This window comes from Inhella gelatinilytica, assembly GCF_016093295.1.
Lineage (GTDB): Bacteria > Pseudomonadota > Gammaproteobacteria > Burkholderiales > Burkholderiaceae_C > Inhella > Inhella gelatinilytica.
The window spans coordinates 713,840-727,578 of the sequence record NZ_JAEDAL010000001.1 but is presented as its reverse complement, the minus strand read 5'-3'; the positions used below and the strand labels follow the sequence as shown (position 1 = coordinate 727,578).

Here is a 13,739-nt window from a genome sequence, read left to right as displayed (position 1 = left end):
CATGGACTCGAAGACCCCCCCCGCCCTGGGCATATCCGGCCGCATCGCCGGCTTCTTCCAAACCGCGCAAATCACCCCGCTGCTGGCCTTGGTGGCCCTGCTGCTGGGGGTGTTTGCTGTCGCGGTGACGCCGCGCGAGGAAGAGCCGCAAATCAACGTCACCATGGCCAATGTGCTGGTGCCCTTCCCTGGGGCGTCGGTGCAGGACGTGGAGCACATGGTGGCCGGGCCGGCCGAGCAGGTGCTGTCGCAGATTGCCGGCACGGAACACGTGATGAGCGTGTCGCGTCCCGGCCTGGCCATCCTCACCGTGCAATTCAAGGTGGGGGTGCCGCGCACCGAGGCCTTGGTGCGCCTGCACGACACCGTCAAGGCCAATGCCGACTGGTTGCCGCAGGGTCTGGGCGTGGGCGAGCCGCTGATCAAGCCCAAGGGCATCGATGACGTGCCCATCGTCACGCTGACCCTGCACGGCGCGGCCGACACCGGGGCCTTTGATCTGGAGCGCGTGGCCCACTCGCTCGAAGCCGAACTCAAGCGCGTGCCGGGCACCCGCGAGGTGACGACGGTCGGCGGCCCGGGCCGGGCCATCCGGGTGGAGATCGACCCCAACCGCCTGGCCCAAACCGGCGTGACGGTGGCCGATGTGCGCCAAGCCCTGCAGTCGGCCAATGCGGGCGCCCCGGTGGGCGACCTGCTCAGCGGCGACCGCGCGGTGCAGCTGGAGGCCGGCCCCTTCCTGCGCGACGCCCGCGAGGTGGGTGAGCTGCTCGTGGCCGTGCGCCAGGGCAAGCCCGTGGCCTTGCAGGACGTGGCGCGCGTGGTGGACGGCCCGCTGCCGCCACAGCGCTATGTGTGGCACGGCACCGCGGCGGGTGAGGCCCCCGCGGTGACGCTCTCGGTGACCAAGAAGCCGGGCGAGAACGCCATTGCCGTGGCCGAGGGGGTAATGGCCCGGGTGGAAGCCTTGCGCAACACCGTGATCCCCGAAGGCGTGAGCGTGGTCGAGACGCGCAACTACGGCGAAACGGCCAACGACAAGGCGATGAAGCTGATTCAGAAGCTGCTCTTCGCCACCGCCTCGGTCGTCGCTTTGGTCTTCCTGGCCCTGGGCCGGCGCGAAGCCGCCATCGTGGGCAGCGCAGTGATCCTCACGCTGACGGTGACGCTCTTTGCTTCCTGGGCCTGGGGCTTCACGCTCAACCGCGTCTCGCTGTTTGCGCTGATCTTCTCGATCGGGATCTTGGTGGACGACGCCATCGTCGTGGTGGAGAACATCCACCGCCACATGGCGCTGTATCCGCACAAGACGCTGCGCGAGTTGATCCCCGGCGCGGTGGACGAAGTGGGCGGACCGACCATCCTGGCCACGCTGACGGTGATTGCGGCCCTGCTGCCCATGGCCTTTGTGTCGGGCTTGATGGGGCCCTACATGAGCCCCATCCCCATCAACGCCAGCATGGGCATGTTGCTGTCGTTGGCCATCGCTTTTGTGGTCACGCCGTGGATGGCGCGCTTGTGGATGAAGCACACCGGCCACGCCCATGCCGCGCCCCAAGGCCTGGCCGCCAAGCTCGGGCCGCTGTTCGAGCGCGTGTTCCGCCCCTTGTTGGACACCCAAAAGGGCAGCCGCAACCGCCGCTTGCTTGCGGTGGGCGTGGCGGGCTTGATCGGCCTGTCGCTGGCGCTACCGGTCTTCGGGCTGGTGGTGCTCAAGATGCTGCCCTTCGACAACAAGTCGGAGTTCCAGGTGGTGGTGGACATGCCCGCTGGCACGCCGGTGGAGCGCACCGCCGCAGCGCTGCGCGAAATGGGCGCCTACCTGACGCAGCAGCCCGAGGTCACGCACATCCAGGCCTATGCCGGCACCTCGGCGCCCATCAACTTCAACGGCTTGGTGCGGCAGTACTACCTGCGCGCGGGCGGCGAGGTGGGGGACTTGCAGGTCAACCTGGTGGACAAACACCACCGCAGCGAGCAAAGCCATGCCATCGCCACGCGCCTGCGCCCCGCGCTGCAAAAGATTGGCCGCCGCCACGGCGCCAATGTGAAGGTCGTGGAAGTGCCGCCGGGCCCGCCCGTGCTCTCGCCCCTGGTGGCCGAAATCTACGGCCCGGAGGCCGAAGGCCGCCGCGCCCTGGCCCAGGCGGTGCGCAAGGTGTTTGAGGCCACGCCCGGCGTGGTCGATGTGGACGACTCGGGCATCGTGGACGCACCGCGCAAGCTGTTGCTGGTCGACCGTCGTAAGGCCGCCTTGCTGGGCGTGCCGCAGGCCGCCATCGTGAGCACACTCCGAGCGGGCCTGGCGGGCGAGGCCACCACCTACCTGCACGACCAGAGCAAGTTCCCCGCGGCGGCCACGATTCAACTGCCGGCCGAGTTGCAGGGTGACCTGGATGCCCTCTTGCAACTGGGCGTGCGCGGCGCGGGTGGGCAGGTGGTGCCCATTCGCGAATTGGTCACCGTGAGCGACAGCCTGCGCGAGCAGCCGATCTTTCACAAAGACGGCCTGCCCGTGCACTTCGTGGTGGGCGACATGGCGGGCAAGCTGGACAGTCCGCTCTACGCCATGTTTGGCATGCGCAGCCAACTGGCCACCCTGCCCACGCCGACCGGCGCGCCGATGGCGGAGTACTTCATCCGCCAGCCGGAAGAAGCCTGGCGCGGCTACGCCCTCAAGTGGGATGGCGAGTGGCAGATCACCTACGAGACCTTCCGCGACATGGGCGCGGCCTATGCGGTGGGGTTGATCTTGATCTACCTGCTGGTGGTGGCGCAGTTTGGGTCGTATCTGACGCCGCTGATCATCATGGCGCCGATCCCGTTGACGGTGGTGGGCGTGATGCCGGGCCACGCCCTGCTGGGCGCGCAGTTCACGGCGACCAGCATGATCGGCATGATTGCGCTGGCCGGCATCATCGTGCGCAATTCCATCTTGCTGGTGGACTTCATCCGGCTGGAGGTCGCGGGCGGCATGGCGCTCAAGGACGCCGTGGTGCACTCGGCCGCGACGCGCGCCCAGCCCATTTTGCTCACCGGTCTGGCGGCCATGCTGGGGGCCTTCTTCATCCTGGACGACCCCATCTTCAACGGCCTGGCCATCTCGCTGATCTTCGGCATCCTGGTCAGCACCCTGCTGACGCTGGTGGTGATCCCCCTGCTCTATTACGTGGCCTACCGCCGCACCGCCCCGACGGCGCCGGCTGCACCGGTTTGATTGTTGGAATGCTTGTTCAAGCCCTAGGAGACTGACATGACCTCTTGGCAAATCGTTCGCGCCGTGGCCGGCGCCTTCATCCTGCTGTCGCTGGCGCTGGGCATTCCCGGCAGCCCGCTTTTCATGAGCCACTGGTGGCTGGCCTTCACGGCGTTTGTGGGCGCCAACCTGCTGCAAAGCGCTTTCACGCGCTGGTGCTTGATGGAAACCATCCTGCGCAAGCTGGGCGCCAAGCCTGGCTGCTGAAGCCCTTCAACCGGAGGCTGCGCCATGCACCCCCTTCAATTGGTGTGCCCGTCTTGCGGCACCAAGAACCGCGTGCCCGAGGAGCGCTTGGGCGATGAGCCCGTTTGCGGCCGCTGCGGCGCCGCGCTGATGGCCGGCGCGCCCGTGGCCCTGACGGACGAAAACTTTGAGTCCTTCCTGGAGGGCACGGAGTTGCCGGTGCTGGTGGACTACTGGGCGGCTTGGTGCGGGCCCTGCCGCATGATGGCGCCGCACTTCGAGGCCGCTGCGGCCGAGCAGCCGCGCGTGCGCTTCGCCAAGGTCGACACCGAGGCCTCGCCCAAAGCCAGCGTGCGCGCGCGCATCCGCAGCATCCCCACCCTGGTGCTGTACCAGGGCGGGCAGGAGGTGGCGCGCCGCTCGGGAGCCCTGCCCAGTGCGGAGATCCTGCGCTGGGTGGCCGAGCACACGGGCGATGCCGGGGGCCGTCGATGAATCGCAGCCTGTTGACCCTGGCCCTGGCGGCGCTGCTGGTGCCCGCCCAAGCCCAGACCCAGGCCCTGGACCTGCTGGAGGCCTGGCAGCGGGCCGAGCAGCGCGCGCCCGAGGCTGCGCAAGCCCGCGCCGCGCGAGAAGCCGGTGTGGCCCGTGGCGAGCAGGCCAAGGCCCTGTGGCGCCCCCAGCTGCTGGTCGAGGCCGGGGCCTCCAAGGCCACACACGAAACGGCCATGCGCGGCGCCCAATTCAGTGCGCCGGGCTTTGGGCAATCTCAGGGCGTGGCCTTTGACACCTCGGTGACCGGCGGCACGGGCACGCGGACCGCGCTGATGCTGCGCCAGCCCCTGTTCAGCCGCGAGCGCGACGCCCAAGCCCAGGCCCTGGGCTTGAGCCAGTCGATGGCCGAGGCCGAGTGGACCCAGGCCCGGCAGGCGCTGATGCTGCAGGTGGTGGAGGCCTACTTTGCCGTCGGTCTGGCCCACGAGCGCCTGCGCCTGGTGGCCCAGCAGCAAACGGCGGTGGACCGCGCCGCGGCCGAGGCGCGCGACCGCTTTCAGCTTGGCGACCGCCCCATCACGGATGTGCATGAGGCCACGGCCCGTGCAGCGGCCCTGCAGGCTGAACGCCTGGCGGCCGACTCTCAGATCCAAGTGGTGCGTGCGGCGCTGGCCGACCTGATGGGGGCGCTGCCGGCGGATGCTGCCCCGCGTCTGCCCGCCGCCAACCCCCGCGTTCCGGCGGGTGCGCTGGCCACCTGGTTGCAAGACGCGGACCAGGGCAACCCTGGCCTGCAACGCGCCGAGTTGGGCGTTCAGGTGCTGCAAGCCCAGGCGCGCGCCGTGGCGGGTGCAGCCCTGCCCACGGTGGACTTGGTGGCGCAGGCCGCGCGCGAGCGGCTCAGCGGTTCGGGCGATTTCGGCGCCGCCCGCAACAGCGCCACCCAAGGCGCCATTGGCGTGCAAGTGGTGCTGCCGCTCTACACCGGCGGCATGCGCCCAGCGCTTGCCCACGAGGCACAGGCCCGCGTGAGCCGAGCCCAGGCTGAGCGCGATCGGGCCCGACAGCAGGTGGCCCAGCAGACCCGCGCCGCCTGGTTGGACTTGGCCGTGGGGGAGCGTCAGCTCGCCGCCCTCAGCGCCGCCCTGGAAGCCAGCCGGGCGCGGCTGGACGCCACCCGGCTTGGGCTGCAGGCGGGGGACCGCACCCTGCTGGACCTGCTGCGCGCGGAGAATGACGCCGCCGCCGCAGAACTGGCTTTGCTGGAGGCCCGCACCCGATTGATCACTAGCCGTCTGCACCTGTCGGCGCTGGCGGGTCAGTTGGACGAGGGCGCGCTGCAGCAGGCCCGTGCCCTCCTGCCCCCCGTTCCCCAACCGCAGTGACCTCCCTATGCAGATGCAAACCCTGGATTGCGCCCAAGCCCTCGCCGAGGGGGCCTGGCTGGTGGATGTGCGTGAGCCGCACGAAACCGAGCGCCTGGCCTTTGACCACCCGCAGTGCGTGCAGCTGCCGCTGAGCCGCTTCCAGCAGCAGTTCCACGAGCTGCCGCGCGACCGCCTGTTGGTGCTCGCCTGCGCAGCCGGGGGGCGGAGCCTGCAGGCGATGCAGTTCCTGGTGCACCACGGCTTCACCCAAGTGGCCAACTTGACGGGCGGCGTGGGTGCCTGGGCCGCGCACGGCCTGCCGGTGCGGCATGGCGGTTGAACCGGCGCTGCTGGTTGGCCTGGGCGGCGTGGTCGGGCTGATCATGGCGCTCACGGGCGCGGGCGGGGGGGCCCTGGCCGTGCCGCTGCTGATTTTTGGCGCTGGCCTGAGCCTGCAGCAGGCGGCGCCCATTTCGCTCACGGCGGTCGGCCTGTCGGCGCTCTTGGGCGCGGGCCTGGGGCTGCGCGAGGGCGTGGTGCGTTACCGCGCCGCCCTGCTCATTGGGGGCGTGGGCGTGCTGGCGGCACCGCTGGGCGTGACCCTGGCCCAGCGCTTGCCCCCGACGCCGCTGCTGCTGGCCTTTGCTGCCTTTTTGCTGCTCACGGCCTGGCGCATGACGCGCCCGGCGGGCAGCAGCCCGCGCCCGGCGCAGCCGGTTTGCTTCCGGCCCGACGGGGAGCGCCAACTGCGCTGGACGCCGCGCTGTGCGGCGGTGATGGGCAGCCTGGGCGCGGGCGCGGGCCTGCTCAGCGGGCTGCTGGGTGTGGGCGGTGGCTTCCTCATCGTGCCCACGCTGGAGCGCCGCACCAACCTGGACTTCGCCAACATCCAGGCCACATCCCTGGGCGTGATGGCCTTGGTGGCCAGCAGTGGGTTGGCCAGCGCCGCCTTGCACGGCAGCCTGGCCGGCGCCATGGCTTTGCCATTTGCGGCCGGGGCGGTGGGGGGCTTGCTGCTGGGCCGCCGGCTCAGCCGTCACGTGCCCGCGGCGCGCTTGCGGCAGGTATTTGCTGTCGTGGCTGTGGCGGTGGCGGGCTTGATGCTGGAGCGGGCGAGCCGCCTTTAAGGCGTGATGCGGGCCGGGGGCTGGGGCTCGCGCCGCATGCGGCCCCAGTCCAAGCCCTGGGCGCGGGCTTCGGCTTCCACCGCCGCCCACTGCGCATCCTCCAGCTGCGGCTTGCGTGCGAGCACCCAGGCGTACTGCCGCGACGGCTCGCTCACCAAGGCCCACTCCTGCTGCGCACCCAGTCGCAGCACGTCGTAGTTGCCCCAGCCCACCCCGAGCCAGCGCAGGGCGGCCGGCAAGAAGCTCACTTCCAGCGAGGCGGGCGACAGGCGGCCGCCCTCGCGCTTGACGCCTTCCCGCGGCCGGGCGACGCCGGTGGTCTCGTCCCAACCGTCTTTCGTTCGGCAGCGGTTCACCACCTGCACCCGGCCGTCGTCCAGCAGCGTGTAGGTGGCGGTGGTGCTGTCCAGACACTGGGCCTGGAATCGGTTGGGGAACAGCGCCACCTGGTGCCAGCGGCCCATGTACGCCACGGTGTCCAGCTCCGGCAAGGGGGTTGGGGGTGCCGCGCCTGCGTTGGAGGCAGCCAGCAGCAGGCCGGAAAGCCACCCCGTCAGTGTTTTGTGGGAATTCCAGGTTTTCATCAGGGGTTGGCTCCAGAGGGGCTCTTGTGTCGAATCAGGGCGACGACCAGGGTGACGACGGTCAGGGGCAGCACAAAACCCATCATCACGGTCGAGAAACGGGGCAGCAGGTCGTGCTGCTGGGCGGCCAGGACGAGGTAAAGCACATAGGCGATGTAGTAGAGGACGAACACGCCGCCCTCCCACCGCGCAATCTCTCGTCCGGTCAGGAACACCGGCAGGCAGGCGAGCGCCACGGCCAACATGACCCAGATGTCGAAGTTCACCACCGCAGCCGACACCAGCAGCCCGTTGTCGCCCGCTGCCAAGCTGGACACACCGACACAGCCCAAGATGTTGAAGGTGTTGCTGCCCACCACATTGCCCACCGCGATGTCGCGCTCGCCCTTGATGGCTGCCGTGATGGACGCGGCCACTTCGGGCATCGAGGTGCCGGCCGCCACGATGGTCAAGCCGATCACCAGATCGCTCACCCCTAACGCCTTAGCGAAGGCGATGGAGGCGGTTACCAGCCATTGCGAGCCCAGCACCAGAGCGACGAGACCCACCGCGATGAGCCCGATCTGCACGGGCAAGCGGCTGTCCCAAGCGCCGGGTGCTGCGGGTTCAATCTCCTGCGCGAATTCTTCTTGAGCGGCTTGGGTTTCCTGGCGCGACTGCACGATCAGGAACACGGTGTAGGCCAGCAGCAGCACCACCAAGCTGCCCCCTTCCAGCAGGCTGACCCGGCCATCCAGACCCATCAAGAGCAGCAGCAAACTCGCGCCGATCATGATGGGGACCTCTTGGCGAATGAGTTGCACATTCACCACCAGGGGCACGATGAGGGCGCTCAGACCCAAGATGAACAGCACGTTGAAGATGTTGCTGCCCACCACGTTGCCGATGGCGAGGTTGGTCTGGCCCCCCAGCACCGCACCGACGGAAACCGCCATCTCGGGGGCGCTGGTGCCGAATGCCACGATGGTCAGGCCAATCACCAAGGGTGAGATTCCGAGGCGCAGCGCCAGTTTGGAGGCACCGCGCACCAACCAGTCGGCGCCCAGCACCAAGGCGGCGAGGCCGGCCAAGAAAAGCAAAAGGTTCATGCGCACTCCTGAGCAACGGCCTGGACTCTAGCCAGACGTGCCAAACCCCAGGAAGCATCAGGTCGTTTTGCACGCGGGGCCCGTCAGCGGACCACACCCCGCTCGCGCAGCGCGGCCACTTGCTCGGGCGTGAGGCCCAGCCCCGCCAGCACGCTGTCGGTGTCGTCGCCCAGGCGCGGGGCGGGGCTGCGAATGCCGCCAGGTGTACCCATGAGCTTGGGCACCACGCCGGGTACGGTGAGGGTCCGACCCTCGCGCGTGGTGTGGGCCAGCAGCATGTCGCGAGCTTGGTAGTGCGGGTCGGTCGCGATGTCCGCTGCGGTGTAGACCTTGCCCACGGGCACCTGGGCGGCGGTCAAGTGGGTCAGCACCTCTTCCACTCGGCGCTGGGCCGTCCAGGCGCCAATGGCGGCATCGATCTCGGTCACCCGCGCGACGCGGCCGGCGTTGTGCGCCAGGTCGGGGTCCTCGCCCAGGTCCTCGCGGGCGATGGCCCTCATGAGGCGCTTGAAGATCGAGTCGCCATTGCCGGCCACCAGCACCACGCCATCCAAGCAGCGGTAGGCGTTGCTGGGCGCGATGCCGGGCAGGGCCGAGCCGCCGGGTTCGCGCACCACACCCGCGGCGCTGTACTCGGGGATCAGGCTCTCCATGCAATTGAAAACCGCCTCGTGCAGCGCCACGTCAATCACCTGCCCCGGGCCGCCATGCACCTTGTGGTGGTACAGCGCCAGCAGCACGCCAATGACACCATGCAGCGCCGCCAGCGTGTCGCCGATCGACACCCCGCAGCGGACGGGCACGCGACCCGGTTCGGCTGTCAGGTGGCGCAGCCCACCCATGGCTTCGCCAATCAGGCCAAAGCCGGGGCGGTCGCGGTAGGGGCCGGTTTGCCCGTAGCCCGAGATGCGCAGCATCACCAAGCGAGGGTTGAGCGCATGCAGGGTCTCCCATCCCAGGCCCCACCCTTCCAGCGCGCCCGGGCGAAAGTTCTCCACCAGCACATCGGCCTCGGTGATCAGGCGCCGGGCGATGTCCTGCCCCTCGGGGGAGCGTAAATCCAGGGCGATCGAACGCTTGTTGCGCGACTGCACCTGCCACCACACCGAGGTGCCGTCCTGCAGGAGTCGCCAGCCGCGCAGCGGGTCCCCGCCGTCGGGGGCTTCGATCTTCAGCACATCCGCACCAAAGTCCCCCAGCGTCTTGCCCACAAACGGGCCGGCAATGAGCTGGCCCATTTCGATCACACGCAGGCCAGCCAGAGCTTGAGCGGGAAGAGGAGCGTGGGTCATGGGGCGAAACGGGGGCGCTGGGGACCCTCATTTTCAAAACCCCGGCCTTCGCGCGGATCCGTCAGCCATGGGGGTTGCCTTCTTGGGGCGTGAAGTGGCGGGGGCCCAAACGGACCGCCGACGCGCGCGCTTCCTACACTCGGGCGTCCCCAAGACTCTTCTTCAAGGCGGAACCCCATGCCTGGCCTGCTGCCCCACATTGACCCCGACGGTTTGCTGGAGTACTCGGTGGTCTACACCGACCGCTCGCTGAACCACCTCTCCCAGCGCTTTGCCCGGGTCATGCAGGACCTATCGGCGGGCCTCAAGGCGGTTTACAACGCCGCTGCGGTGGTGGTGGTGCCGGGCGGCGGGAGTTATGGCATGGAGGCCGTGGCGCGGCAGTTTGCGGGCGGCCAGGACGTGCTCATCGTGCGCAACGGCTGGTTCAGCTACCGCTGGACGCAGATCTTCGAGATGGCGGGCGTGGCGGCATCAAACACCGTGCTCAAGGCGCGCCGGCTGCAGCCGGGCGACACGGCGCCGTTCGCGCCCGCGCCGCTCGACGAGATCGTTAGCACCATCCACCGAACCCGCCCCGCCGTCGTGTTCGCCCCGCACGTCGAGACCTCCGCCGGCCTGATGCTGCCGGATGACCACCTGAAGGCCATCGCCGACGCCGTACACGCCCACGACGGTCTGTTCGTGCTGGACTGCGTGGCCTCCGGTGCCATGTGGGTGGACATGGTCCAAACCGGTGTGGACGTGCTGATCAGCGCGCCACAAAAGGGCTGGAGCAGCACCCCCTGCGCGGGCTTGGTGATGCTCTCGCCGCGCGCCGTGGCACGCCTGGCCGAAACCACCAGCAGCAGCTTTGCGCTCGATCTGAAGAAGTGGGCCGCCATCATGGCCGCGCACGAACAAGGGCAGATGGCTTATCACGCCACCTACCCGACCGACGGCTTGGCGCAGCTGCGGGATGCCGTGCAGGAGACCCGAGCTTTCGGCTTCGAGCCGGCCAAAGCCGCGCAGGTGGAGCTGGGTCGCCGGGTGCGCGGCCTGCTGGAGGCGCGCGGCATTTCCAGCGTGGCGGCTCCGGGCTTCCAAGCGCCTTGCGTGGTGGTGAGCTATACCCCTCACGCCGAGTGGCAGAACACCCGCGCGTGGGCCAATCAGGGCCTGCAAATTGCGGCGGGTGTGCCCTTGGCCTGCGACGAAGGGGCGGACTTCCGCAGCTTCCGCATCGGCCTCTTCGGGCTGGACAAGTTGCAGAACATCGACCGTACCGTGGGCTCGTTCGAGCATGCGCTCAACTCGCTGCTGGCCCGGGCCCGCGATTGATCGGGTTTTCCGGGGGCGGCCCAGCCGCCCCGTTGCTGCGATTTAGTCCAGCACCAGCTCGGTTCGCACCACGCCCGCGCGTTCGTGTCGCGCCGTCAGCACCACGCGGGTGCCGCGCGGCGCCCGCACCAGCCACTCGGTCACGGCGCGATCGGCGGTGACGTCGCGGCTCGGTAGAAAGTGGTGGGGGCTGGCCTTGGGGGCGTGGCCCTCCAGCTGCGGGCCCACCACCCGGGCGGTGCCACTGATGAGCTCGATGTGAGGGTCACCCGGTGGCAGGGTGATCTCGAACACCACGCCCCGCACCACTTCGCGGGTCAGCGCTCGCCGCGTCACGTAACTGGGCAAGAAGCCACTGTTGCACACGGCCAGGCGGATGCGCCACGTCTCGTCACCGAGCGCCTGCGCGCGCGCTTGCAACAGCTCCAGCCGCGGCAGCGAGAGCGCCAGCTGGTTCATCCACAAGGGGAAGCGCTCGACCTCCTGCTCGCGGAACTGCGGCGGCGGGTTGCGCCAGAAGTTCATCAGGTCCCAGCCCCCGATTTCAACCTCACCCAGCTGCGGGTGCTGGTACGGACGCCAGTTGACGAAGGCGGCATCGGGCCCCAGGGATTCGCTCCAGCGCAGCAGCTTGAGATCGTCTGCGGCCGGGTGCTCGCGGTACCAGTCCACCCACTTGTAGTCGGTGATGCCGGCAGCCTTGTTCGGGGACCACAGCTCCACCACCCAAAAGAGCGCGCCCAGGTGCTCGTAAAACCACTGCTGGGTGCCGGTGATGACCTCCTTGGGGTGGTACTTGAATTCGTGAAAGCTGCTGATGCTGGGGTAGCCGGTGTGCTGCGTGGCCAGCTCGCTGAAGCGTTTGATGGACCACAGGTCTTCCGGGATCATGTCGTCGTCGCTGCGGGTGCCGCAGCAGCGCAGGATCACGCCGGAGTGCGTGTGGTAGCTGATGGCCGCGCCGATGTTGGGGTGCTGGGTCACAAAGTCCACCACGGCACGCACCTCGGGCTCGCTGGTGGGGTAGGGGCCCGCGCCAGTCTGCTGGAACTCCTGCCGCCACTCGCTGGGGAAGTTGCGGTTCAGGTCCAGCCCCTCAACGTCTTTGTTGACGCGCACCTGGAGGCCGTCAAAGCCCTGAATCAAGCCCTCGGGCATCACGCGGTAATAGGTGCCGCCGAACTCGCCCGGTGCGCGCGGGATCAAGAGGCGCGGGTCGTCCGGGTGCTGGCGCCAGCCGCCGTTGGGGTCCTGGACCCGCATGCTCAGGATGCGGCCGTCGCCGTCGATGTCCTCGGGCGTCAAGCCGTCCACCGGCGCTTCGTCGTAAGGGTAGCGGCGCGTGGCCGAGCGGATGTGGCGCGGGCGGGACGACAGCGCCAGCTCGGCCCCGTCGGGGCACAGCCGCGGCGCCAGGTAGACCGTGCGCGTGTCCAGCAGGCGGGTGATGGCGGCGTCCGTGCCGTGGCCGCGCAGCAGCTGGTCCAGGTAGTAGAGGCAGGCGGTGGAGGCCAGCAGTTCGGCCGCGTGGATGTTGCCGTCCACCCAAAGTGCGGGCTTTTCGGCGTGGGTGCCGGTGTCGGTATGGGTCAGCGCCAGCACCCAGATGTCACGCCCCTCTTGGCTTTTCCCGATCGAGAACTTTTCCACCAAACGCGGCTTGGCGGCCGCGTAACCGTCCAGCAAGTCCGTCAACTCGGCGTGGTTGTAGAAGCGATCAAAGTGCGGTTGGGGCAAGGTGGGCATGGGTGGGGGGTCAAGGGTGGGCAGGGGGGCTTGCAGGGGCATCAGGGGCATCGGGGGTCTGGGTCTGAGTGGCCCAGGCCGTGCCGGGCTGCACGTTGGCACGGCGCAAGTCCCCGCCGTAGTGGGCCAGCACCCGGGGGTCCATCACTTTGAACCACAGCCAGGGCACATAGGCCAGCAGCACCATGCCGGCATAGCCGCTCGGTAACTGAGGGGCTTCGGGGAAGTGGCGCAGCGCGGGGTAGCGGCGCGTGGGGTGGGCGTGGTGGTCGCTGTGCCGCTGCAGGTGGTAGAGGAACACATTGCTGGCGACATGGTTGCTGTTCCAGCTGTGCTCGGGGCGGCACCGCTCGGGCTTGCCGTTCGGGCCCGTGGCGCGCTTGAGCCCGTAGTGCTCCAGGTAGTTCACCACCTCCAAGAGGCTGAAGCCATACCCCGCTTGCAGCACCAAGAAGAGCAGCGCCCAGGGCCCCAACGCGGCGGTGAGCGCACCGAACAGCCCCACCGTCAGGGCCCAGCTCTGCAGGCATTGATTGCGCCAGTGCCAGGGCCCGAGGTTGCGTCCGGCCAGGCGGGCGCGCTCCAGCCGCCAGGCGCTGCGCACGCTGCCCAGCACCGTGCGCGGCAAAAAGGCCCAGAAGGATTCGCCCAGCCGCGCGCTCGCCGGGTCTTCAAACGTGGCCACGCGCTGGTGGTGGCCGCGGTTGTGTTCCACAAAGAAGTGCCCGTAGGCGACCGGCGCCAGGGCCACGCGCGCCATCCAGCGTTCCCAGGCCGGGTGCTTGTGGCCCAGCTCGTGCGCCGTGTTGATGGCCGCTCCGCTCAGGGCCCCCACGCTGAGCACCAAGCCCAGCCACACCCCCGGCTCGCCCGCGTGCGCCACCGCCACCGCCGTGCCCTGCAGCACCAGGCCGAAATACAGCGGCACGAAGAGGGCCGTCAGCAGGGGGTACCACGGGTCCCCCTCCAGCTGGCGCACCGCCGCCTCTGGTGGGTTGCGCTCGTCCAGTGGGATCAGTGCATCCAGCAGGGGCAACACGCCGTAAATCACCAAGGGCGTGATGAACAACCAGCCCAGCCACCCCGTCTGCTCAAAGCGCAGCAAATGCCACACCACGGTCAACGGAAACAAGGCCGACAGCAGCCAGGCGTAACGCTTGGGGTCGCGGTAAGGGGCGCAGCCAGGGTCGCGATCCGGGGCAGGGGCAGCAGGGCTCATGCCCGAATGGTCGGGGCTGCCGGGCGCGGCGGCAAGCGGGCGAGTACGGAGCGGGTGCG

Annotated in this window: 12 protein-coding genes; 7 read left to right on the top strand and 5 right to left on the bottom strand. The window is 69.1% G+C overall.

Features of this window, described 5'->3' with window-relative positions; all coding sequences use genetic code 11:
- Position 1: 1 nt before the first annotated feature.
- The 6 genes from I7X43_RS03305 to I7X43_RS03280 are packed head-to-tail and all read left to right on the top strand — an operon-like array spanning position 2 to position 6,431.
- Complete coding sequence (locus I7X43_RS03305; RefSeq protein WP_198099463.1) at positions 2-3,217, top strand: efflux RND transporter permease subunit; 3,216 nt, start codon at positions 2-4, stop codon at positions 3,215-3,217.
- A gap of 36 nt (positions 3,218-3,253) precedes the next feature.
- Positions 3,254-3,463, top strand: coding sequence for a YgaP family membrane protein (locus I7X43_RS03300; protein ID WP_198099462.1), 210 nt, complete (start codon positions 3,254-3,256; stop codon positions 3,461-3,463).
- A gap of 24 nt (positions 3,464-3,487) precedes the next feature.
- Positions 3,488-3,937 carry a thioredoxin TrxC gene (gene trxC, locus I7X43_RS03295; protein ID WP_198099461.1) on the top strand — a complete coding sequence of 150 codons (450 nt, stop codon included), beginning with the start codon at positions 3,488-3,490 and terminating at the stop codon, positions 3,935-3,937.
- Complete coding sequence (locus I7X43_RS03290; protein ID WP_198099460.1) at positions 3,934-5,322, top strand: TolC family protein; 1,389 nt, start codon at positions 3,934-3,936, stop codon at positions 5,320-5,322. The genes trxC and I7X43_RS03290 overlap by 4 nt, the downstream gene beginning before the upstream one ends.
- Positions 5,323-5,329: 7 nt before the next feature.
- Entirely contained in the window at positions 5,330-5,644 is a 315-nt protein-coding gene (locus I7X43_RS03285; RefSeq protein WP_198099459.1) for a rhodanese-like domain-containing protein, read from the top strand.
- On the top strand, positions 5,634-6,431 hold the full coding sequence (locus I7X43_RS03280) for a sulfite exporter TauE/SafE family protein (RefSeq protein WP_198099458.1): 798 nt from the start codon (positions 5,634-5,636) through the stop codon (positions 6,429-6,431). The genes I7X43_RS03285 and I7X43_RS03280 overlap by 11 nt, the downstream gene beginning before the upstream one ends.
- On the opposite strand, the gene I7X43_RS03275 is transcribed toward I7X43_RS03280, so the two are convergent.
- The 3 genes from I7X43_RS03275 to I7X43_RS03265 form a co-directional block, all read right to left on the bottom strand.
- Positions 6,428-7,015: a lipocalin family protein gene (locus tag I7X43_RS03275; protein ID WP_198099457.1), complete on the bottom strand. Its 588-nt coding sequence runs from the start codon at positions 7,013-7,015 to the stop codon at positions 6,428-6,430. The two genes, I7X43_RS03280 and I7X43_RS03275, sit on opposite strands and share 4 nt — an antisense overlap.
- Positions 7,015-8,103 carry a calcium/sodium antiporter gene (locus tag I7X43_RS03270; RefSeq protein WP_198099456.1) on the bottom strand — a complete coding sequence of 363 codons (1,089 nt, stop codon included), beginning with the start codon at positions 8,101-8,103 and terminating at the stop codon, positions 7,015-7,017. Before I7X43_RS03270 ends, I7X43_RS03275 begins: the two co-directional genes overlap by 1 nt.
- Before the next feature lie 83 nt (positions 8,104-8,186).
- A complete protein-coding gene (locus I7X43_RS03265) occupies positions 8,187-9,395 on the bottom strand; it encodes a CaiB/BaiF CoA transferase family protein (RefSeq protein WP_198099455.1) in 1,209 nt (402 codons plus the stop codon).
- 177 nt (positions 9,396-9,572) lie between these two features.
- Between I7X43_RS03265 and I7X43_RS03260 the strand changes: the two genes are divergently transcribed.
- Complete coding sequence (locus I7X43_RS03260) at positions 9,573-10,715, top strand: aminotransferase class V-fold PLP-dependent enzyme (RefSeq protein WP_198099454.1); 1,143 nt, start codon at positions 9,573-9,575, stop codon at positions 10,713-10,715.
- Between the two features lie 42 nt (positions 10,716-10,757).
- Here the strand turns inward: I7X43_RS03260 and I7X43_RS03255 are convergent, their stop codons facing one another.
- Both I7X43_RS03255 and I7X43_RS03250 read right to left on the bottom strand, forming a co-directional pair.
- On the bottom strand, positions 10,758-12,503 hold the full coding sequence (locus tag I7X43_RS03255; protein ID WP_246480099.1) for a M14 family metallopeptidase: 1,746 nt from the start codon (positions 12,501-12,503) through the stop codon (positions 10,758-10,760).
- On the bottom strand, positions 12,472-13,680 hold the full coding sequence (locus I7X43_RS03250) for an alkane 1-monooxygenase (RefSeq protein WP_198099453.1): 1,209 nt from the start codon (positions 13,678-13,680) through the stop codon (positions 12,472-12,474). Before I7X43_RS03250 ends, I7X43_RS03255 begins: the two co-directional genes overlap by 32 nt.
- Between the last annotated feature and the right edge of the window lie 59 nt (positions 13,681-13,739).

Excerpts from the sequence above, each read along its gene's own strand:
- I7X43_RS03260 (WP_198099454.1), top strand. The coding sequence starts at position 9,573 with ATGCCTGGCCTGCTGCCCCACATTGACCCCGACGGTTTGCTGGAGTAC.
- I7X43_RS03305 (WP_198099463.1), top strand. The coding sequence starts at position 2 with ATGGACTCGAAGACCCCCCCCGCCCTGGGCATATCCGGCCGCATCGCC.
- I7X43_RS03290 (WP_198099460.1), top strand. The coding sequence starts at position 3,934 with ATGAATCGCAGCCTGTTGACCCTGGCCCTGGCGGCGCTGCTGGTGCCC.
- I7X43_RS03270 (WP_198099456.1), bottom strand. The coding sequence starts at position 8,103 with ATGAACCTTTTGCTTTTCTTGGCCGGCCTCGCCGCCTTGGTGCTGGGC.
- I7X43_RS03250 (WP_198099453.1), bottom strand. The coding sequence starts at position 13,680 with ATGAGCCCTGCTGCCCCTGCCCCGGATCGCGACCCTGGCTGCGCCCCT.
- I7X43_RS03265 (WP_198099455.1), bottom strand. The coding sequence starts at position 9,395 with ATGACCCACGCTCCTCTTCCCGCTCAAGCTCTGGCTGGCCTGCGTGTG.
- I7X43_RS03280 (WP_198099458.1), top strand. The coding sequence starts at position 5,634 with ATGGCGGTTGAACCGGCGCTGCTGGTTGGCCTGGGCGGCGTGGTCGGG.
- I7X43_RS03285 (WP_198099459.1), top strand. The coding sequence starts at position 5,330 with ATGCAGATGCAAACCCTGGATTGCGCCCAAGCCCTCGCCGAGGGGGCC.
- I7X43_RS03300 (WP_198099462.1), top strand. The coding sequence starts at position 3,254 with ATGACCTCTTGGCAAATCGTTCGCGCCGTGGCCGGCGCCTTCATCCTG.
- I7X43_RS03255 (WP_246480099.1), bottom strand. The coding sequence starts at position 12,503 with ATGCCCCTGCAAGCCCCCCTGCCCACCCTTGACCCCCCACCCATGCCC.
- trxC (WP_198099461.1), top strand. The coding sequence starts at position 3,488 with ATGCACCCCCTTCAATTGGTGTGCCCGTCTTGCGGCACCAAGAACCGC.
- I7X43_RS03275 (WP_198099457.1), bottom strand. The coding sequence starts at position 7,015 with ATGAAAACCTGGAATTCCCACAAAACACTGACGGGGTGGCTTTCCGGC.